The following is a 17,414-nucleotide window of genomic DNA, read 5'->3' on the forward strand; positions in this document are numbered from 1 at the left end:
TTCGCCCGTTTCAGCAACCAAGCAACGCTCGTACACAGTTGGAACACCGCGAAGAACGAGGCATTCCACCGCGGGATCGGGGGCGGCATCGAGTTCGGCGAATCCGCGGAAGCCGCTCTGCGCCGCGAGTTCGTCGAGGAGCTCGGCGTCACGCTGGGCCCCGTCACCCTGCTCGACGTCGCGGAGAACATCTTCGAGTACGAGGGTGAGCCAGGCCATGAGATCGCCCACATCTTCGCCATCGAGTCCGCCGAGATCGATGCCATCCCGCTCGACGCCCGACTGCACGTCCTGGACGAGGGAAGTCCTGTTCGGTGGGTGTCGATCAGCGAGACCGATCTCCCCTTCTACCCGGCAGGTGTCACGCGCCTCCTCCGTTCCCCGGCACTCCAGACCTCATCCCGCCAGGTCGTTCTCCACATCGACTCGCCGTGACAACACCTGGCCCGGCCACGCGTCAGTCCCGTCGCCGACCGTGAACGTCACATCACGCTCATAGCCAGCAGCCTCATAGAAGCGGACGAGATCTCCCGTTCCACCCGCGTAGCAGTCGACCCGCATGCGACCGACCCCGGCGGCCTGGGCGCGCTCCTCGGCGAATGCCAGCAATCGGCGACCGGTGCCCTTCACCCGTGGGTCACGCGAGCCGATCAACACACGGACGTAAACCTCCGGCTCGGTGGCGGCCGGCACATACTCGAGCGCCTCGCCCAGCACGAGCGCTCCGCAGACGCCGACCGTGGGATGCTCGGCGACCCAGGCATCGGATGAGGCACACCACTGCTCGACACGCGTGATCCAGCGCTCCTGCCCAGATGCAGGTTCGGTACCCCACTGCCGTGTGTTGCCGATCCGCACGAACCAGGCGATTGCTGCATCGAAGAGTGCCAGCACCGCACCTGCGTCCGTCGGGACGGCCCGACGTATCTTCAACTGCGCCCGATCGCCCATGCTCGACGCAGGCTCCAACCCACCCGTCATCGAGCTTTCCCGAAACGCTTCGACATGTCGCCCACCCTCTCCATCTCATGCCAGGTTGACACGAGTCGCCCACGGGACGCCAACACCTGCAGGGCTTGAGCCGGCGGACTCGACGAGATCGCGTCAGCCTTGCAAGCGTCGGAGGATGACCCACCAGATGAGCCCGGCGAGGCCGATCACGAAGAACACCGCACTGAGGATGTAGCCTCCGGCGCTGCCTCCCCCATGGCCGTAGTGACTGAAACGAGGAACGCTGGCAGCAGTCCGAGGACAGTGATCCAAGCGGCGATCCGCCGCTGCAGCATGCGCCTGCGTGTGGTGGTCATGAGCGGCCTCTCCGGTGTTCGTTCGAGCATCCGTGCCAGACGTCTCTGCTGGACGATCCTCTCATCGCCGCGCTCAGCTGTGCGTCGTGTTCGCCCGCATCTCCTCGACGGTCAGCGCCGGCGCGCCGCCGGCGGCCGCCTCCGGGTCCATCCAGACGAAGTCCCAGTGGTGGCCGTCGAGGTCGTCGAAGCTCTTCGAGTACATGAAGCCATGGTCCTGTTCGCCGGCAGGGGTAGCCCCGCTCGCGATGGCCTGCTCAACGATCGCATCGACGTCGCCCTTGCTCTCAGCGCTGAGAGCGAGCTGCACTTCGGTGGAGGTGGTGGCGTCGATGATCGACTTGCTCGTGAACTCCGCGAAGAACTCCCGCGTGAGCAGCATCGCCGTGATGGTGTCGCTGATGACGACGCTGATCGCGTTCTCGTCACTGAACCCCTCGTTGATCGAGTACCCGAGTGCCTCGAAGAACACCCGTGACCGGTGCAGGTCGCTGACGGGCAGGTTGACGAAGATCATGGTGGACATCGGTGCCGTCTCTCTCGAGGGTGCCGGCGGCTCGTTGCCGTCGATCGTTTTCGAATGATGACGAGGATGGTCGACGACGTCAAGAGTCATCCGATGCGAAGCAGCTCGAGCAGCGCAGCCGCCGGATCTACTCGATCCAGGCGGCAGCGACACCACGCTCGACGAGTCGTCGCCATCCGGACGGCGCTCTCGGGTCGTGACTCGCCGTGCCCGCCATCCACAGCACGGCCATGAGGTCCTCGGTCGTGAAGTCCTGGGAGAGGACACCGGCGGCGTGCGCATCCTCGATGAGTTCCGCCCCGAGGGCCGTTGACCGATCGCAGGCGTTGATGAGCGCCGTTGCGTCGGGGAACCGCCGGAGCATCGCGTCGTTGAGGGCCGGATCGCTGAGCTGCAGGTCGATCATGCAGGTGACGAACCTCTCCAGCCGCGCTCGCGGAGTCGGCTCCGCCATGGTCCGTTCTTTGAGCGCGAGGAGCTTCTCACCCACGACGGCGGGGATGACGGCATCGATCAACTGCTCGCGCGACCCCACTCGGTTGTAGAGCGTGCCGATGCTCACGCCGGCTGCTTTCGCGATGTCCTCCAACGGAGCGGACAGACCTCGATCCGAGAACACCGTCAGCGCCGCCGCGTGCAGTTTCTCGACGTTCGACTGAGCATCGCGACGCAAACTCCGCTCCGCGGTCATGCTGGCTCCTATGGATATTGAGGATGGTCTCAAGTTATGCTCGAGCTTGTTTGAGGACACCCTCAACTTAGCTCAACGACGCAACACCCCACGAACCTGTGGGATTCGAAAGGACATGTCATGCCGCTCATCACCATCATCGGAGCCGGCCCAGGCCTCGGCCTCGAGATCGCCCGCGCATTCGGACGCAGAGGCTTCGACGTCGCGCTGGTCGCTCGAACGCAGTCCAAGCTCGACTCGCTCGCCCAGACCCTCGCGGGCGAAGGCATCACCGCTCACGGGTTCGCCGCCGACATCAGCCGACCGGACACCGTCACCGCCGCCCTCCGTTCGATCACGGACACGCTCGGCCCGATCGACGTGCTCGAGTTCTCGCCCGCGGACCCGTCCCTCACGCCCGTCGACGTCCTCGAGGTGACGATGGAGAACCTGCAACCACAGATCGACTTCTATCTCGGGGGCGCGCTCGCCGCCGTCGGGGCAGTGCTGCCGGACATGATCGCAGCAGGCAAGGGGACCGTCCTCATCACGACCGGCGGCGGCTCCATCAGCCCCATGCCCTTCCTCGGCAACGTGAACATCGCCGCGGCGGGACTTCGCAACTGGGCCCTCAACCTGCACAACGCACTGCAATCGAAGGGCGTCTACGTGGCGCACCTGGGCATCACCGCACTCATCGGAGGCGGCCACCCCGACGCCGAGCCCGAGGTCATCGCGGAGGCCCTGGCGCAGCTGCACGACGAGCGTCAGCAGGCCGAGCTGCACTACGTCGCCTACAACGGCTGACCCGCAGGCTTCGCGAGGGAGACGTCATGAAGCTGATCATCTTCGGCGCCACCGGGCGCACCGGTATCCACCTGGTCGAACAGGCACTCGCCGCCGGGCATGACGTGGTGGCGTACATCCGCAATCCGGCGAAGCTCGACCTGCGCCACGACCGACTACGGGTCGTGCAGGGCGAGCTGACCGACGCGGTCGCCGTTGAAGACGTCGTCCGCGGTGCCGACGCCGTCCTGGCCACCCTGACTCCGCAGATCGTCGGCGGGTCCAAGGGCATGCCCGTCGCAGCCGGAACGCGCAACATCGTGGCCGCGATGCGCACGCACGGGGTCCGCCGGCTCGTCTTCAGTTGGGGGCCGAGCATTCTGATCCCCCGCAGCCCGCTGATGCGGGCATTGAGCAGAGCGAGCTACGCCCTGCTCAGGTTGGGGCCCGAGTCCACCGAGGTGGGCGAGGCCATTCGCGGCTCTGATCGCGACTGGACGACCGTGGTCGTCACGATGCCTCACGACAAGCCCGGAACGGGAACGGTCAGGGTGCGCACCGCGAGCGGATCCGGCGACCGGGTCCGTTTGCGCATCGCTCGCACCGACCTCGCCCGGTTCATGCTCGCCCAGGCCGATGACCTGCGATACGCCCAGCAGGAGCTCCGGATCAGCAACTGACAACGCTGCTCCATGCCCCGCCGTCGGCGATCCCGACATCCGGCCGTGGTGGCCCGGAGCGTGCGGGCCACCACGCCGCTCAGCGCGGCAACGGTCGCAGCTGATCCTCGGTCACGGGGAAGGAGACCTCGTAGTACAGCTGCGTGGCGGTCATGTCGCCCCAGTCGTCCTTCTTCACCCGGATCCCGGCGGTCGAAACCTCGGCGATCCGGACCCGCAACCAGGAGCCGTCCTCCAGACGAAGCTCGTGCGGGTCGGCGAGATAGCCCATGCCGATCTCGTCGAGCGCCTCCTCGGCATGGAACCAATCCAGCGCATCGGTTCGCTGACGCCCCAGGAGATCGATGACGACGAACCCCTCACCGACAGGCTTCATCCACCCCAGTCGCTCTCGGTCCTCCGACCGCCGATGTTCGATCCAGTCCGATTCCATGGAGCGAGCGTAACGGCCACCGAGGAACAACGCCTGGCGGGCCGAACACCTCCCCCGGACAGCACGAGGGGGCCGACTCGAAAGCCGGCCCCCTCGTGCGTCGTGCGACGACGAGCAATCAGTGCTCGTCGTAGTGCTCGCCGTGCGCCGCGTGCTGGTGGCCGTCGTGCACGTAGTCGACGTGACCGTCGTGCTCGACCGCGTCGTGGCCGCACGCCGCACCGTGCTCGTGGTCGGCGACGGTGTGCTCAGCGACGCTCTCGTGCTCGTCGTAGTGACCGTCGTGCAGAGCGTGGTGGTGGGTGCCGTGCACGTAGTCGGTGTGGTCGTCGTGCTGGACGGCCTCGTGGCCGCAGTCCGTTCCGTGCTCGTGCTCGGTGACGGAGTGCCCGGCGTGGATGTCAGTCGTGCTCATGGTTGCCTTTCGAAGGAAGAGATCGGGTGTCGCGACGGGCGGCGACGCGTCATCAGTACATCTCATTTATAAGCGAATTGCAATACATGCAGCTAATCGATAGTGGTTCTCGCTATCCCTCGAGCGCGTGCTGCACGGCATCGTCGACGATGTGCGAGACGTGCACGTCAGCGACGTCGTAGTGGGCCTCTCGACCGATCCGCTGCACGGAGACGAGGCCGGCTGATCGCAGCGTCCGCAGGTGCTGCGAGACCAACGGCTGCGACAACTGGCTCTGTTCGGCGAGCTGACCGACCGTGGACGTGCCGCCTGCCAAGATGCGCAGCAACCGCAACCGCGAGGAGGAGGACAGTGCCTTGAACAACTCGGCAGCAGGTTCGAGATCCTCGTTCATCTGTACATATAAGCAGATGTGAATGCATCAGGATCGCCCGAATCCTCGAAGACCCCTCCCGACGTCCGCACGACGGATCATCACCCCGACGATTAGGCTGGGCGACTGTGCTCGATGGACCGCTGATCGCCGAATGGCTCCCCGTCTCGGTGGCCGCGCTCGTCCTCCTGCTCGTCGCGGCGGGAGTGGCCGGCTGGGTCGACGCGGTCGTCGGCGGCGGCGGACTGATTCAGTTGCCCGCGCTCGTCATCGCCGTTCCGAGCGACGTCGCGACCCCGTTCATCCTGGGCACGAACAAGCTGTCGTCCTTCTTCGGCACCCTGTCGGCGAGCTGGGTGTACCTGCGCAAGATCAGGGTGCAGCTCGTGTTGCTGGCTCCTCTCGTCGCCGGGGCCTACGCCGGGTCGACCGTCGGTGCCGCCTTATCGCGGTACGTCCCTCGCGACGTGTTGACGCCCATCGTGCTCGTGGCCGTGATCGCCGTGGCGCTGTACACCCTCTTCAAGCCGACCATGGGCCTGCACCACGAACCCCGCCATGACCGCGCCACCGCTGTCGCCTGGCGGGCGGCGCTGATCGGCCTGCTGGTGGGCTTCTACGACGGCATCCTCGGACCGGGAACGGGTTCGTTCTTCGTCATCCTCATCGTCGGCGTGCTGGGGTACGGCTTCCTGCAAGCCAGCGTCAACGCGAAGATCGCCAACCTCACCACGAACCTCGCTGCCCTCGTCGTGTACGGGGTACACGGCGAGGTCCTGCTCGCGCTCGGTCTCGCCATGGCCGTGATGAACATCACCGGCGGGTTCATCGGCGCCCGTATGGCGACGAAACGCGGAAGCGGCTTCGTGCGGATCGTGTTCCTGGTGACCCTGTCCATCCTCATCGTGAAGCTCGCCTGGGACACCGTGGTGCAGTTCACCGGTTCATGATGCACCCGGCAGAGCGACCTCGCCGGCGGGTGTTCCGAGCAGTCGCCTCGTCCAGTCGGCCAGGGCCGCGATGGCGGCCCGCGAGACGGCGGCACTCGGCACCATGCTCGTGAAGCCGTGGAACGCCCCCGGCCAGACGTGCAGTTCCGCGTCGCCACCCGCAGCCCACATCGCGCTGGCGTAGGCGACCGTCTCGTCACGGAACACCTCGGCACTGCCACAGTCGATGTAGGTGCGCGGAAGCCCGGCGAGGTCGGTCGCCCGCGCCGGTGCGGCGGAGATCGACACGTCCTCACCGGCACGGCGGGGTCCGAGGTAGGCATCCCAGCCGAACCGGGTCATCTGCCGATCCGCGACCCCGACCCCATCGATCTGCATCGTCGACACGGTGGCATCGCGGTCGTCGAGCATCGGCGAGACGAGGATCTGCCCGAACAGGGCCGGCCCACGGCGGTCCCGGGCGAGCAGGGCGGTCCCCGCGGCGAGCCCTGCACCCGCACTCTGGCCCGCGATCACGATGCGGTCCGGGTCGATGCCGAGCTCATCCGCGTGCTCCGCGACCCAGACGAGCCCGGCGTAACAGTCCTCGACCGGGTACGGGTCGGGGTGCTCGGGGGCGAGGCGGTAGTCGACGCTGATGAGCACCACGTCGTGGTCGTTCAGGAGCCAGTCGTCGTAGGACTCGAGGTTGCCGAGGTGATGGCCGAACATCATCCCGCCGCCGTGGATCGTGTAGACCGCGGCCGTGGGCCGCGTCCGTCCGATCCGCTGGATGAGCGCGAGCGTGATCGGCTCCCTGAGATGGCCGGGCACCGTGAGCGAACGCCGCTCGAACCCCCGCGAGCGCAGCCGTTCGTCGAGGGCCTCCTCGGTCGTGTCGAGGCCGCGCATCCTCGGCAGCATCTCGGTCGTCAGGGTGAACGGCCCGCGCGCATCAAGCGCGGCGAGGAAGGGGGTGAGTTCGGGATCGAACGGGGGACGGGGCATGAGGTCAGACATGGGAAGGCTCCTGGGTTGCGGGCTGAGATGGGAGGTGATGTGAACGGATGACACCGACAACCACCAGGGCTGCAGCGATGGCGGTGATGGTCGATCCCGCAATGAGGACCGCTTGCTGGAACGACGCGACGAGGGCCGGGGTGAAGTACTCGGTCGCGATGCCGCCGCCGACGACCGCAGCGAGGATCGTCCCGGTCGCGGCGATGCCGACCGCAGTGGCGATCTCGCTCGCGGTGTCGACCAGGGCCGCACCGATGGACGTGCGGTCCGCCGGGAGCCCGCGGAGGACGTTGTTGCCGGCGACGACTCCGACCACCCGCATCCCGGCGGCGACGAGGACAAGGGCGACGAGCACCCACGGGTAGCCGAACCGGCTCAGGAGCGCGAACACGGCGAGCCCAGAGACGACGGCGGCGGCGCTCATCCAGGCCGCCCGATCGAGACCGACGCGGTGCACGAACGGACCGACGAAGCGACCGCTCGCCAACAGCACCACGACCTGCGGGAGCATCGCGACAGCGGCCAGGGCCGGCGGCCACCCCCAGGCGAACTGCAGCTGCAGGGTCGCCAGGTACGACAGCCCGGCCATCGCCAGCCCGGCGGCGGCCTTGTACGCCAAGCCGGAGGCCACGAGCGGCTGAGCCACGAGACGGAGATCCAGCAACGGGTGGCGGGCGGTGCGCTCCCTGACCACGAAGCCGATCGCGGCGGTCACCGTTGCCGCCGCCGCACCCCAGCCCGCAGCGACGTCGGTGTCGGCGACGAACAGGGTCGGGGTGAGGAGGACGCCCACGACGGTCGCGGTCCCGAGGACGGCTCCGAGCACGTCGATCCGGTCCCGGTGCAGGTGCGACCGCTCGTCGGCACCGATCCCGGCACGGATCCCGATCCAGGCGATCACCGCGATCGGCGCGTTGGCGACGATGAGCACCTGCCACGGCGCCACGGCGAGCACGAAGCCGCCGATCGTCGGCCCGGCGGCGAGGCCGACCAGCCCGGCGGTCGAGATGACCGTCAGCGCACGGACACGCAGGTCGTCCCGGTCGAACAGGCGGAACGCCAACGCCATCGATCCCGGAGTCGTCATCGCCGCAGCGACACCCATGAGCGCGCGCACGGCGATCAACTGCTCCACCGAGGCGACGAACACGGTCAGCACGCTGACGACGGCGAGCAGCGTCAGGCCGATCAGCATGACCCGACGCCGGCCGAACCGGTCGGCGACCGCACCGAAGAGCAGCATGAGTCCACCGAAGGCGACCGAGTACGCCCCCGACACCCACTGCAGTGATGCGGTGGAAGCGGTGAGGTCACGGCCGATGGTCGGGAGCGCGACGTTCAGGACGGAGTTGTCGAGCATCTCGAACAGGAACACGGCCGAGAGACCGGCAAGCGCGACCCACGCGTCGCGGAGGCGTGGCGGCGAGTCTTCGACAGCCGTGGAGGTTGAGGGTTCGAGCATGGGCGCACTCCTTCGATGAAGAAGTGGCGACTCCCACGAGACGCTTGTGCGTTTCCGCCGGCCGAAGCACGACGGGATTTTTCCCTCTGCGACGAGGGTAACGCATCATCGGCCTGTCGTGGCACCTGCGGATCACCGCAGATACGCGTCGACCATGAACGGGCCTCGGATCGCCCTGAGCGTGTCGACCAGCCGGTCAAGCGCACGGCGGTTCCATGAGGAGAGCTGGAGATCGTGGGGGCCAAGGGGCTCGAGCTTCCCGGTGCGGAGGCGGACGACCTCCCATCCGGCGGACCGCAGCGCGCGGTCCTTCCGTCGGTCGACCTCCTCGCGGCGCCCGACGTGCTCGAGTCCGTGCCGGCCGATGCTGTCGTACTCGATGGCGATGCGCAGTTCCGGGTAGACCAAGTCGGGCCACACCTCCAGGTGCTGGAAGAACGGACGCTGCACCCGCACGGCGTTCAGTCCCTCGGTCAGCGCCAGCCGTTGATGGACGTCCGCGCGCAGCTGAGCCTCGACGGCGGACGCCGGTTTCGGCGCGCACACGGACGTGAAGGCCTCCCCCACCGGCAGGTCCGGGGTCTTCTCGCACAGCGACGGCTTCGGGCGCGCACGACGCTCCCGGATGAGCCCGGCGACCGCGGGCACCGGATCGGTCACCGACTCCCGCATCGGCAACGCGACGACCCTCGATGGATCGGCCTCATCGGAACACTCCGGGCACCACGCACTGCGGCGACGCTCGCGTCCGGGCCGCGAGCGCTGCTCAGCCGGCGTCGCGACGAACCGGTGACCCCGATCGCACTGCCACTGCAGCAGGACGTCGGCGGCCGGCGGCACCTGACTGAGGACGATGCCGGCGTTGAGATCGGCGTGGTACTGACGCCACAGCGCGGGGAACGACGCCCAGGCCTGCCGGTAGGCGCCCACCGGGTACGGCGTCTCGAGACCCTTCGACCACTGACGGCGGGCCCACCACGCTTCCACACGTTCCGGCACGAGCCGAACCTACGACGGGCCGCCGACATCGGGGGCCGCGAAGGGCAACCACCTCGGCGACCCCGTCGTCAGCGCGTCGCGTGCACGGTGTCACCCCACCGGGACCTGGAAGTCCTCGCTGCAGGGGACGTTGTCCTGCCCGGTCTCGAAGTGCCCCGTCGGCGCCTTGCGCTTGACGTCGTCGATGTAGTGGGTCTCGGTGCTCTGCGAGTAGCCGTCTCCACCCTGGAATTCGTACACGGTGATGTCGACGCGGATCCGGCCGGTCTGCTCGACGTACTGGGTTCCCGCCGTCACCGCGTTCTTGTAGCCCGGAACCGCCGTCACCTCGGCCCGGCGTTCGTTGGTCGTGGTCTTGGTCTCCGTGTAACCACCGCTGGCCTCGATGCTCACGACGTCCTTGATGTTGAGGGAGACGCCCCCGCCGGTGGTCCACGACTGGGCGAAGGACTTCACGTCACCCAGCGTGAGCTTGAGGTCGCTGACCGCGCCGTCGTTGCAGTTGGACAGCGGCTCGCCGTAGCGCACCCATTCGAGCGGGAGTGGGGTCTCGCCCTGCACCTCGAAGGTGCACGAGCCCTCCATGGCACCCGTCGACGCCGGCTCCCCGTTGCAGGTCTTCATCAGCATGTCGTCGTTGTAGGGGTCCTCGTCGGCGGATGCGGGACCTCCGGCGATCAGCGCCCCGGTGAGCGCGAGCAGTGACCCGGCGGCCAGAAGGTTCCGCTTCCGACCTCCGCTGAATCGAGTGGCGTTCACGTGTGTGGTCGTGGTCTCGGTGTTCATGGTTCCGTCCTTTCGCCGTACGTTCCTGTCGCTGTTCCCCGCCGGTCGTTCCGACGTGTCGTCAGCATGCCGCCAACGACTCGGGCTCGACAACGGAAGCGGCGGATGCTGAGGCGATCGCCTAAAGAGCCGCGGGGGTCGACGAATGCGTGATAGAGGCGCGGGCCACCGTGGTCGTCATGCGTGCTGGTCGTCGTCCTCGCGCTCGCTGGGCTGCGCCAGGGCGACCTCGGGATGACGATGCGCCGCTTCGAGCTGCGCCGGAGTCGACGGACGGCGGCGGAATCTGGCGGCGAGCACACCGCGGACGAACGCCGCCGCCACGAGCGCGGTCCGGTTCTGCACGTTCCAGGCCTTCATGAGCTTGCCGAGGTGCCAGCTGACCGCCTGTCGGCTGTAGTTCGTCTGCTTGGCGATGTCATCGTTCGAGAGCCCGTACGCGGTGAGCGTCAGCATGTGCTGTTCGGTCTCGTCGAGCTCCGGACCGGTGGCGATCAGTTCGACCGGCGCTTCGACGACGCCCTCGGCGACGACCGCTCCGACCGGCACCAGCGATCCCTGGGCGCGATCGAGCCGTGCCCGCTCCTGGTTCCAACTCTCGAGCCAGCAGGATCCGAGCTCGTGAGCCACCCAGGTAGCGCGCGTCATGGCGAGCACGACCTGCGAGGGTCGGGCGGGCTGGAGTTCAAACATGACGGCTGAGAACACCGCCAGCGCCGGATACGACCCCCGTAGGGCCGTGGAGAAGGTCGCCCCCGGCTCGTTCGCCGAACGGATCGCCACACCTCTCAGCTCGGTGAGACACCTGGGCGAGATGGGTCCGCCGCGCTCCACGGCACGCAATGCGGCCGGGAGGACGACGGGAACGATCTCGGCGTACCGGGCCCGGAGCCATGCTCGCGTCTCGGGTTCGATGTCGTCGAACGGTGGGTCCTGGAGGAGGAGGCTGAATTCGTGGACCCGGTGGTCGAGGTGCAGTCCGAGATGTCGCCGTTCGCCCATGAGCCCCCGCCAGCCGCCAGTTCGCCCCCGGTCCGCAGTGCTCGGAGGCGCCGCCTCACACTGTATCGGCACGCATTGACCTCGACGGCGTTCGAGCGGGTCGGGCTCGCCAAGGTGGACTGACGGGTCCGGGCGACTGACGCGCCGGGCTCGCCCACTCTCGCCCCTCCCGACGTGAACAACGGGTGAATCCGCCCGCTCACCCGTTGTCGATCCCGCGATCGAGGAGCAAGCTCGTCGCCGTGGACCCCATCATCCTGCTCTCGCTCGTCGTGATCACGGCGCTCGCCTTCGACTTCACGAACGGATTCCACGACACGGCGAATGCGATGGCGACCTCCATCGCCACCGGTGCGCTGCCGCCGAAGGTCGCGGTCACGCTCTCGGCGGTGCTGAACCTCGTGGGTGCGTTCCTCAGCATCGAAGTCGCGCTCACCGTCACGAACGCGGTCGTGAAGATCCAGGACTCGTCGGGAGCTCCCGATCCGGCGCTCCTCGAGGGCGGCGGTTCGGCGCTCCTGCTGATCGTGCTCGCCGGGCTCATCGGCGGCATCATCTGGAACCTCCTCACCTGGCTGCTCGGTCTGCCGTCGAGCTCGTCGCACGCACTCTTCGGCGGTCTCATCGGCTCGACGCTCGCGGGCCTCGGCATGAACGGTGTGAACTGGGCCGGTGACGGCTCGAAGCTCGACGGTGTCGTCGGCAAGGTCATCCTCCCGGCCCTCATGTCGCCGGTGCTCGCCGGCGCGGTGGCTGCGATCGGCACCTGGCTCGTCTTCCGGGTCATCGGCAACCTCGCCCAGGGGCGTCTCCACCGCGGCTTCCGGATCGGGCAGATCGGCAGCGCGTCGCTCGTCTCGCTCGCCCACGGCACGAACGACGCCCAGAAGACGATGGGCGTCATCACCCTCGCGCTCATCGCGGCCGGCGGTTGGGACGACACCGAGTCGGTTCCGCTGTGGGTGAAGCTCGCGTGTGCCCTCGCGATCTCGCTCGGCACGTACATCGGCGGGTGGCGGATCATCCGCACCGTCGGCAAGGGCATCGTGGAGTTGAACACGCCGCAGGGCATGGCGGCCGAGAGTTCCTCCGCCGCGGTCATCCTCGCCTCGAGCCACCTCGGCTTCGCCCTCAGCACCACGCACGTCGCGACCGGATCGATCCTCGGCTCCGGGGTCGGACGGCCGGGGGCGCAGGTGCGCTGGCGGGTGGCCCTCCGGATGGTCGTCGCCTGGGTCATCACCCTCCCGGCTGCCGCCCTCATGGGCGCGGTCATGTGGTGGCTCGGTCACCTCGTGGGCGGGGCGATCGGCGGAATGCTCATGGTCGCGATCCTCGTGGGTGTCGCGCTCGCCATCTACCTCCGCTCGCGCCGCGACAGCATCGGATCCCACAACGTGAACGACGACTGGCAGGACGCCCCCGCCCGCTCGTCGCAGAAGACCGCAGCGTAAGGACGTCGGACATGTTCATGCTCTTCCTCGAAGCCGCCGCCCAGGTGGCCGTCATCGCGCTCGTGCTCGGCGCGGGGCTACCCGCGCTCTTCGCGCTGGGCGTCCGCTCGTTCGCGGTCGCCGGAGGTGCCGGTTCCGAAGACCGGAGCGCGCCGGCCACGCCGACGCTCCCGTCGGCGCTCCTCCGTGCCATCGGCGTGCTGTGCTTCGCCGTCGTCGTCGCCGCGGTGCTGGTCGGTCTCACGATCATCGTGGCCACCGGTCTGGGGCAGGAGGTCAGCTTCGAACACGTGATCCCGACCTTCGCCCCGAAGGACTGATCGTGTCGCACGAGAACGGTGTGGACGCGACCGGCGCAGACGTGGCCGGCGTCGATGTCGCTGGCAGCGGGTCCGGCGTGGTGGCGCGCGTCGTCGGTTGGCTCCGCGCCGGATACCCGACGGGCGTGCCCGAGCACGACTACGTGCCGCTGCTCGGCATCCTCCGACGGAGCCTCACGCCCGAGGAGCTGGACCAGGTCGTCGACGGACTGCTCGTCGAGGCGGAGAACGCCGACGCCTCGGGCGAGCCGGTCGGCCACGATCGCCTGCGGGCGCGTGTCGAACAGCTCCTCCTCGGTCCGGCGCTCCCCGAGGACCTCGTCCGCGTCTCCGCCCGGCTCGCGAGCGCGGGGTGGCCGCTCGGGAACCCGGACGACGTCCGAGCGGTGGCGGCCGACCAAGCCGCTGCTGACGGAGAGGCGCGCGCGAACCTCCTCGAGGAACGCGGAGGGCTGGTCGCCCGCATCGTGCGCTGGCTCCGAGCCGGGTACCCTGCGGGATTCCCCGACCAGGACTTCGTCCCGCTCGTGGCGCTCCTCCGCCGGCGGCTGAGTGACGCCGAGGTGGCCGAGGTGGGTGCGCGCCTCGCTGCCGAGGGTGACACGTCGCTCAGTCGGGTCGACGTCGCCACTGCGATCGCTCGGGTCACCGCGGAGCTGCCGAGCGACGAGGATGTGGAGCGGGTCCGCCGGTCGCTCGCCGACCACGGGTGGCCGAGCGACTTCGCGGTCTGAAACCCGCCCGCGGTCCACGTTGGGAGTCACCTGCGCGACGGCTCCCGGTTCAGCTCGGGAGGATCACCCGCACCTGTGCTTCGATCTCGGCGACGATCTCGTCGATGATGTTCCCGGCGTTGATCGTCGCCGCCATGCTGACGAACATGATCGCGGACACGATGTGCGCCGTCGTCGCGGCACGCTCGGCGGTCATGACGTCGTCTCGTCGCAACACCGCGGCGATCGCCTCCTCGGTCTGCACGGTGAGGGCGAGCGCGGCGCGGTGATACGGCTCGTCGGGATCGCCGAAGACGATCTCCCGGAGGTAGGTGCGGCCGTTGTCGACCTGCTTCCGATTGCACTCCACGACCGGACGGATGATCGCCATGACCGCATCGAGCGGGTCGGCTGCAGCGTCGGCGTCGGCCACCCCGCGGACGAGTGCATCCGCGTAGGTGGAGTTCTGCACGAGCAGCAGGAGCTCACCCTTCGTCTTCGCATAGAGGAAGAGCGTGCCGGTGCCGATGTCGGCCCGGTCGGCGATCTGCTGCGTGGTCACGTCGTCGACCCCGTGCTCGGCGAACAGCTCGCCGGCTGCTGCGGTGATGCGTTCGAGTTTGTCGAGCTTGTTGCGCTCGCGGCGACCGAGCGGTCGGGATTCGACGGTCATGGGTGTCCTTCGGGAATACAAGATGATTGCGCTCAGTTGTGAGCATAGTCACTGGATCGCGACATCACTGGATGTCGCTCATTGTTCCACGGCCACTTCGGAACCACTCATTCGAACAGAACGGTCAACCACATGCCCTCACTCAACGGAGCAGTCGTCCTCGTCACCGGCGCGAACGGCGGCATCGGGACCAACTTCGTCCGCGACGCCCTCGAACGCGGCGCCAGCAAGGTCTACGCCACGGCTCGGAACCCGCGCACCTGGGACGACGAGCGTGTCGTCCCGCTCGCGCTCGACGTCACCGACCCCGCGTCGATCGCCGCCGCCGTCGCGGCAGCCCCCGACGTCACGATCCTCATCAACAACGCCGGCACGAACGCGTCGACGCCCGGCATCCTGTCGCACACCGACGAGGAGATCCGCACCAACGTGGAGACCAACTTCCTCGGCCCGCTCTTCCTCGCTCGCGCGTTCGCACCGATCCTCGCCGCCAACACCGGATCCGCGATCATCGACATCCACTCCGCCCTCAGCTGGTACGCCGTCGCGGGCATCTACAGCGCCACGAAGGCCGCGCTCTGGTCGGCGACAAACTCGCTGCGCCTCGAGCTCGCCCCCGCGGGCGTGCACGTCGTCGGCGTGCATGTCGGCTACGTGGACACAGCGATGGCCGCCGGTGCGACCGACCCGAAGCTCGACCCCGCCGTCCTCGTGACGAAGGTGCTCGACGCGACGGAGGCCGGCGAGTACGAAGTCCTCGCGGACGACACCTCGGTGCAGCTCAAGGCCGGGCTCAGCGCCCCACTCGAGGCGGTCTACCCGCAGCTCGCCGCAGTGCGCAGCTGACCCTCCGAGAGCGCACGGAACGCTCCCGAACATCGCGTTCGGGAGCGTTTTGGGCGCTTTCGCCGTCCGCGGGGAGGCCCGTTCCTCCGCTCGGGGGAGGCGCCCGTGGCCACCATCCGGAAGAATTGAGGGCACGGGGACGACCGCTTCATTGCAGGGGGATGTCATGAGCGCGATACTGAACGGCTGCTTGCCGGACACGGACTACTTCGAGATGACCGCTTCGACGGGACATCGGTACGGGGTGTGGGTGACGACGCCGCCGGGATATGCGGAGAACGCGGATCCGCTGCCGCTCGTCTACGTGGTGGACGGCAACTGGGCGATCGGCCTGACCGCACCGCTGATCGTGACCCAAGCGGACCCGTTCCTCGAGATCGCGCCGTACATCCAGGTCAGCGTCGGGTACGCGGGCGACGAGGCCGCCGCATGGGCTCACCTGCGCAATCGTGACCTCGTGCCGCCGGGCGAGCCCGTGAGCGAGGAGATGATCGCCGCCGTCACCTCCGCCCGCGAGACCGGCGCGATGACCGACGAGCAGGCGGACGCCTATCTCGCCGAACTCGCCGACACCCAGGCGGACCGGTTCCTCGATTTCCTGACGACCGAGCTGCACCCGCGGCTGCAGTCGCAGTGGCGGGTCGACGACACCGGACACGGCCTGTTCGGCTACTCGTACGGCGGACTCTTCGCGCTGTACGCCTGGCTGCGGGCAGCGCCCGTCTTCGCGTCCGTCGGCGCGGGTACGCCGGGAGTCGCGAGCCCCGACAGTCAGGTGTTCGCGCTCCTCGAGGCGATGCCAGCGCCCGGCACGGCGGCGCAGCGTCTGCATGTGACGTTGAACGAGCTGGAAGTGCTGGGCGACATGCCGATCTATCGGCGGATCGCACGGAACGTCCTCGATGTCCTGGATCGGTTGCACGGCGCGGGACGGTCCGCGGAACTCTCCAGCGAGATGCTGCACGAGACCCACGTCACAGGGTTGCAGGCGTCGTTTCTGAGTTACCTCAAGGCCTGCCACACGCGCTGAGCGCGACCGCGCCGTGATCGGGTCACCATGTCGTCAGCGGATGCGGCCCTGAGCTCGGCCCGACGTCAGCGGGTGAGCGCGTTCTGACCGGCGTCGACGACCGCTCGGGCGACCCGCGGGCTACTCCGCGAGGAACTGCACCGCGACCGGCGCGAACCGCTCCCAGTACTGGAAGATGCTGCCATGGCCGGAGTTCGGGTAGATGATCAGTTCCGATCCGGCGATCCGGCGGTGCAGGTCGTTCGAGAGCACCGACGGGACCATGCGGTCGTTGTCGCCGTTCGCGATGAGGGTCGGCTGGGTGATCTTCGACAGGTCGGACGGGGCCGAGCGGCCGAAGCACTGGATGGCCTTGAGCTGCGTCTGGAACGCCTTCGTGCCGATGGCCTTGTCGCGGTCGACCGTGCGCTCCGAGAGTCGCTTGACGAACGCCTTCGCTGCGCGCTTGCCCTCGGCATCACGGTTGAAGAAGAGGAACTCCTTCAGGTCGGAGCGCGTCAGCGTCGCGCGCAGGATGTCCCAGTAGGTGGTGCCGACGACCTTGTCCATGTCCTTCCCGCCGCGCGGGCCGGTGCCCGTGAGGACGAGCCGACGGACGAGATCCGGGTGCTTGACGACGAGGTCCTGGGCGATCATGCCGCCCATGGAGAAGGAGAACACGTCGATCAGCTCGTACCCGAGCGCCGTGATGAAAGCGTAGGCGTCGTCGGCGGCCTCCTCGAGCGTTCCCGGCACGGACCCACTCGAGGCGCCCACGCCGCGCTGGTCGAAGGTGATGACATGGCGGTGCTCGGCGATGGGGTCGATGATGCGGGGATCCCAGTTGTCGAGCGTTGCCGCGAGGTGGACGAAGAAGACGACGGGGATGCCGCCCTTCGGCCCGAGCTCACGGTAGGCGTACGTGACGCCGCGGGTGCTGATGGTCTTGGCCGGAGCCTGCGCGTATGAGGTGATGACGGGTTCGTTGCCGGTGCTGCTCATGATGATGCT

At 68.2% G+C, this 17,414-nt stretch carries 22 protein-coding genes; 9 read left to right on the forward strand and 13 right to left on the reverse strand.

The genetic code is table 11. The annotated features are described in order from the left end of the window. The first annotated feature begins 75 nt into the window (after window positions 1–75). Entirely contained in the window at window positions 76–435 is a 360-nt protein-coding gene (locus tag ITJ62_RS02920) for an NUDIX domain-containing protein (RefSeq protein WP_370581852.1), read from the forward strand. Here ITJ62_RS02920 and ITJ62_RS02925 read toward each other — a convergent pair. From ITJ62_RS02925 to ITJ62_RS02935, 3 genes are all read right to left on the reverse strand, one after another. Continuing rightward, complete coding sequence (locus ITJ62_RS02925) at window positions 397–894, reverse strand: GNAT family N-acetyltransferase (protein ID WP_370581791.1); 498 nt, start codon at window positions 892–894, stop codon at window positions 397–399. The two genes, ITJ62_RS02920 and ITJ62_RS02925, sit on opposite strands and share 39 nt — an antisense overlap. Window positions 895–1,380: 486 nt before the next feature. Further along, window positions 1,381–1,833 (reverse strand): VOC family protein, encoded by a 453-nt coding sequence (locus tag ITJ62_RS02930; protein WP_194599618.1) that lies wholly within the window; start codon window positions 1,831–1,833, stop codon window positions 1,381–1,383. 127 nt (window positions 1,834–1,960) lie between these two features. Next, window positions 1,961–2,524 carry a TetR/AcrR family transcriptional regulator gene (locus ITJ62_RS02935; protein ID WP_194599619.1) on the reverse strand — a complete coding sequence of 188 codons (564 nt, stop codon included), beginning with the start codon at window positions 2,522–2,524 and terminating at the stop codon, window positions 1,961–1,963. A 120-nt stretch (window positions 2,525–2,644) separates the two neighbouring features. On the opposite strand from ITJ62_RS02935, the gene ITJ62_RS02940 reads away from it, so the two are divergent. Beyond that, window positions 2,645–3,310 (forward strand): SDR family oxidoreductase, encoded by a 666-nt coding sequence (locus tag ITJ62_RS02940; protein ID WP_194599620.1) that lies wholly within the window; start codon window positions 2,645–2,647, stop codon window positions 3,308–3,310. Between the two features lie 26 nt (window positions 3,311–3,336). After that, window positions 3,337–3,969: an NAD(P)-dependent oxidoreductase gene (locus tag ITJ62_RS02945; RefSeq protein ID WP_194599621.1), complete on the forward strand. Its 633-nt coding sequence runs from the start codon at window positions 3,337–3,339 to the stop codon at window positions 3,967–3,969. A 79-nt stretch (window positions 3,970–4,048) separates the two neighbouring features. Here the strand turns inward: ITJ62_RS02945 and ITJ62_RS02950 are convergent, their stop codons facing one another. From ITJ62_RS02950 to ITJ62_RS02960, 3 genes are all read right to left on the reverse strand, one after another. Continuing rightward, window positions 4,049–4,402 carry a hypothetical protein gene (locus ITJ62_RS02950; RefSeq protein WP_194599622.1) on the reverse strand — a complete coding sequence of 118 codons (354 nt, stop codon included), beginning with the start codon at window positions 4,400–4,402 and terminating at the stop codon, window positions 4,049–4,051. Between the two features lie 118 nt (window positions 4,403–4,520). After that, window positions 4,521–4,817, reverse strand: a complete 297-nt coding sequence (locus ITJ62_RS02955) for a hypothetical protein (protein WP_194599623.1) — start codon at window positions 4,815–4,817, stop codon at window positions 4,521–4,523. A 112-nt stretch (window positions 4,818–4,929) separates the two neighbouring features. Beyond that, on the reverse strand, window positions 4,930–5,211 hold the full coding sequence (locus ITJ62_RS02960) for a helix-turn-helix transcriptional regulator (protein WP_064295041.1): 282 nt from the start codon (window positions 5,209–5,211) through the stop codon (window positions 4,930–4,932). Window positions 5,212–5,318: 107 nt separating this feature from the next. Here ITJ62_RS02960 and ITJ62_RS02965 point away from each other — a divergent pair, with 107 nt between their 5' ends. Beyond that, window positions 5,319–6,140 (forward strand): TSUP family transporter, encoded by an 822-nt coding sequence (locus tag ITJ62_RS02965; RefSeq protein ID WP_194599624.1) that lies wholly within the window; start codon window positions 5,319–5,321, stop codon window positions 6,138–6,140. Here the strand turns inward: ITJ62_RS02965 and ITJ62_RS02970 are convergent. From ITJ62_RS02970 to ITJ62_RS02990, 5 genes are all read right to left on the reverse strand, one after another. Further along, a complete protein-coding gene (locus tag ITJ62_RS02970; protein WP_194599625.1) occupies window positions 6,135–7,139 on the reverse strand; it encodes an alpha/beta hydrolase in 1,005 nt (334 codons plus the stop codon). The genes ITJ62_RS02965 and ITJ62_RS02970 overlap by 6 nt on opposite strands. After that, entirely contained in the window at window positions 7,132–8,601 is a 1,470-nt protein-coding gene (locus tag ITJ62_RS02975; protein ID WP_194599626.1) for an MFS transporter, read from the reverse strand. Before ITJ62_RS02975 ends, ITJ62_RS02970 begins: the two co-directional genes overlap by 8 nt. Before the next feature lie 132 nt (window positions 8,602–8,733). Then, complete coding sequence (locus ITJ62_RS02980) at window positions 8,734–9,600, reverse strand: hypothetical protein (RefSeq protein ID WP_194599627.1); 867 nt, start codon at window positions 9,598–9,600, stop codon at window positions 8,734–8,736. 90 nt (window positions 9,601–9,690) lie between these two features. Further along, a complete protein-coding gene (locus ITJ62_RS02985; RefSeq protein WP_159877217.1) occupies window positions 9,691–10,386 on the reverse strand; it encodes a hypothetical protein in 696 nt (231 codons plus the stop codon). Window positions 10,387–10,563: 177 nt separating this feature from the next. Continuing rightward, on the reverse strand, window positions 10,564–11,388 hold the full coding sequence (locus ITJ62_RS02990; protein ID WP_194599628.1) for a helix-turn-helix domain-containing protein: 825 nt from the start codon (window positions 11,386–11,388) through the stop codon (window positions 10,564–10,566). Window positions 11,389–11,630: 242 nt separating this feature from the next. Here ITJ62_RS02990 and ITJ62_RS02995 point away from each other — a divergent pair, with 242 nt between their 5' ends. Genes ITJ62_RS02995 through ITJ62_RS03005 form a run of 3 tightly spaced genes read left to right on the forward strand, consistent with a single transcriptional unit; the run spans window position 11,631 to window position 13,896 of the window. Further along, window positions 11,631–12,842 (forward strand): inorganic phosphate transporter, encoded by a 1,212-nt coding sequence (locus ITJ62_RS02995; RefSeq protein ID WP_194599629.1) that lies wholly within the window; start codon window positions 11,631–11,633, stop codon window positions 12,840–12,842. 11 nt (window positions 12,843–12,853) lie between these two features. Then, on the forward strand, window positions 12,854–13,162 hold the full coding sequence (locus ITJ62_RS03000; protein ID WP_194599630.1) for a hypothetical protein: 309 nt from the start codon (window positions 12,854–12,856) through the stop codon (window positions 13,160–13,162). A 2-nt stretch (window positions 13,163–13,164) separates the two neighbouring features. Further along, window positions 13,165–13,896: a DUF3349 domain-containing protein gene (locus tag ITJ62_RS03005; RefSeq protein ID WP_370581792.1), complete on the forward strand. Its 732-nt coding sequence runs from the start codon at window positions 13,165–13,167 to the stop codon at window positions 13,894–13,896. Between the two features lie 49 nt (window positions 13,897–13,945). On the opposite strand, the gene ITJ62_RS03010 is transcribed toward ITJ62_RS03005, so the two are convergent. Beyond that, window positions 13,946–14,548: a TetR/AcrR family transcriptional regulator gene (locus ITJ62_RS03010; protein WP_194599631.1), complete on the reverse strand. Its 603-nt coding sequence runs from the start codon at window positions 14,546–14,548 to the stop codon at window positions 13,946–13,948. Window positions 14,549–14,680: 132 nt separating this feature from the next. On the opposite strand from ITJ62_RS03010, the gene ITJ62_RS03015 reads away from it, so the two are divergent. Both ITJ62_RS03015 and ITJ62_RS03020 read left to right on the forward strand, forming a co-directional pair. Next, window positions 14,681–15,394: an SDR family oxidoreductase gene (locus ITJ62_RS03015; RefSeq protein ID WP_194599632.1), complete on the forward strand. Its 714-nt coding sequence runs from the start codon at window positions 14,681–14,683 to the stop codon at window positions 15,392–15,394. Between the two features lie 166 nt (window positions 15,395–15,560). After that, window positions 15,561–16,424: an alpha/beta hydrolase gene (locus tag ITJ62_RS03020; protein ID WP_194599633.1), complete on the forward strand. Its 864-nt coding sequence runs from the start codon at window positions 15,561–15,563 to the stop codon at window positions 16,422–16,424. A gap of 120 nt (window positions 16,425–16,544) precedes the next feature. Here ITJ62_RS03020 and ITJ62_RS03025 read toward each other — a convergent pair whose 3' ends face one another. Next, window positions 16,545–17,405 carry an alpha/beta fold hydrolase gene (locus ITJ62_RS03025; RefSeq protein WP_194599634.1) on the reverse strand — a complete coding sequence of 287 codons (861 nt, stop codon included), beginning with the start codon at window positions 17,403–17,405 and terminating at the stop codon, window positions 16,545–16,547. Between the last annotated feature and the right edge of the window lie 9 nt (window positions 17,406–17,414).

This window comes from Plantibacter sp. VKM Ac-2876, from assembly GCF_015350715.1.
GTDB classification, from domain to species: domain Bacteria; phylum Actinomycetota; class Actinomycetes; order Actinomycetales; family Microbacteriaceae; genus Plantibacter; species Plantibacter auratus.

Excerpts from the sequence above, each read along its gene's own strand:
- ITJ62_RS02930 (WP_194599618.1), bottom strand. The coding sequence starts at position 1,833 with ATGTCCACCATGATCTTCGTCAACCTGCCCGTCAGCGACCTGCACCGG.
- ITJ62_RS02935 (WP_194599619.1), bottom strand. The coding sequence starts at position 2,524 with ATGACCGCGGAGCGGAGTTTGCGTCGCGATGCTCAGTCGAACGTCGAG.
- ITJ62_RS02940 (WP_194599620.1), top strand. The coding sequence starts at position 2,645 with ATGCCGCTCATCACCATCATCGGAGCCGGCCCAGGCCTCGGCCTCGAG.
- ITJ62_RS02945 (WP_194599621.1), top strand. The coding sequence starts at position 3,337 with ATGAAGCTGATCATCTTCGGCGCCACCGGGCGCACCGGTATCCACCTG.
- ITJ62_RS02950 (WP_194599622.1), bottom strand. The coding sequence starts at position 4,402 with ATGGAATCGGACTGGATCGAACATCGGCGGTCGGAGGACCGAGAGCGA.
- ITJ62_RS02955 (WP_194599623.1), bottom strand. The coding sequence starts at position 4,817 with ATGAGCACGACTGACATCCACGCCGGGCACTCCGTCACCGAGCACGAG.
- ITJ62_RS02960 (WP_064295041.1), bottom strand. The coding sequence starts at position 5,211 with ATGAACGAGGATCTCGAACCTGCTGCCGAGTTGTTCAAGGCACTGTCC.
- ITJ62_RS02970 (WP_194599625.1), bottom strand. The coding sequence starts at position 7,139 with ATGTCTGACCTCATGCCCCGTCCCCCGTTCGATCCCGAACTCACCCCC.
- ITJ62_RS02975 (WP_194599626.1), bottom strand. The coding sequence starts at position 8,601 with ATGCTCGAACCCTCAACCTCCACGGCTGTCGAAGACTCGCCGCCACGC.
- ITJ62_RS02985 (WP_159877217.1), bottom strand. The coding sequence starts at position 10,386 with ATGAACACCGAGACCACGACCACACACGTGAACGCCACTCGATTCAGC.
- ITJ62_RS02990 (WP_194599628.1), bottom strand. The coding sequence starts at position 11,388 with ATGGGCGAACGGCGACATCTCGGACTGCACCTCGACCACCGGGTCCAC.
- ITJ62_RS03000 (WP_194599630.1), top strand. The coding sequence starts at position 12,854 with ATGTTCATGCTCTTCCTCGAAGCCGCCGCCCAGGTGGCCGTCATCGCG.
- ITJ62_RS03010 (WP_194599631.1), bottom strand. The coding sequence starts at position 14,548 with ATGACCGTCGAATCCCGACCGCTCGGTCGCCGCGAGCGCAACAAGCTC.
- ITJ62_RS03015 (WP_194599632.1), top strand. The coding sequence starts at position 14,681 with ATGCCCTCACTCAACGGAGCAGTCGTCCTCGTCACCGGCGCGAACGGC.
- ITJ62_RS03020 (WP_194599633.1), top strand. The coding sequence starts at position 15,561 with ATGAGCGCGATACTGAACGGCTGCTTGCCGGACACGGACTACTTCGAG.
- ITJ62_RS03025 (WP_194599634.1), bottom strand. The coding sequence starts at position 17,405 with ATGAGCAGCACCGGCAACGAACCCGTCATCACCTCATACGCGCAGGCT.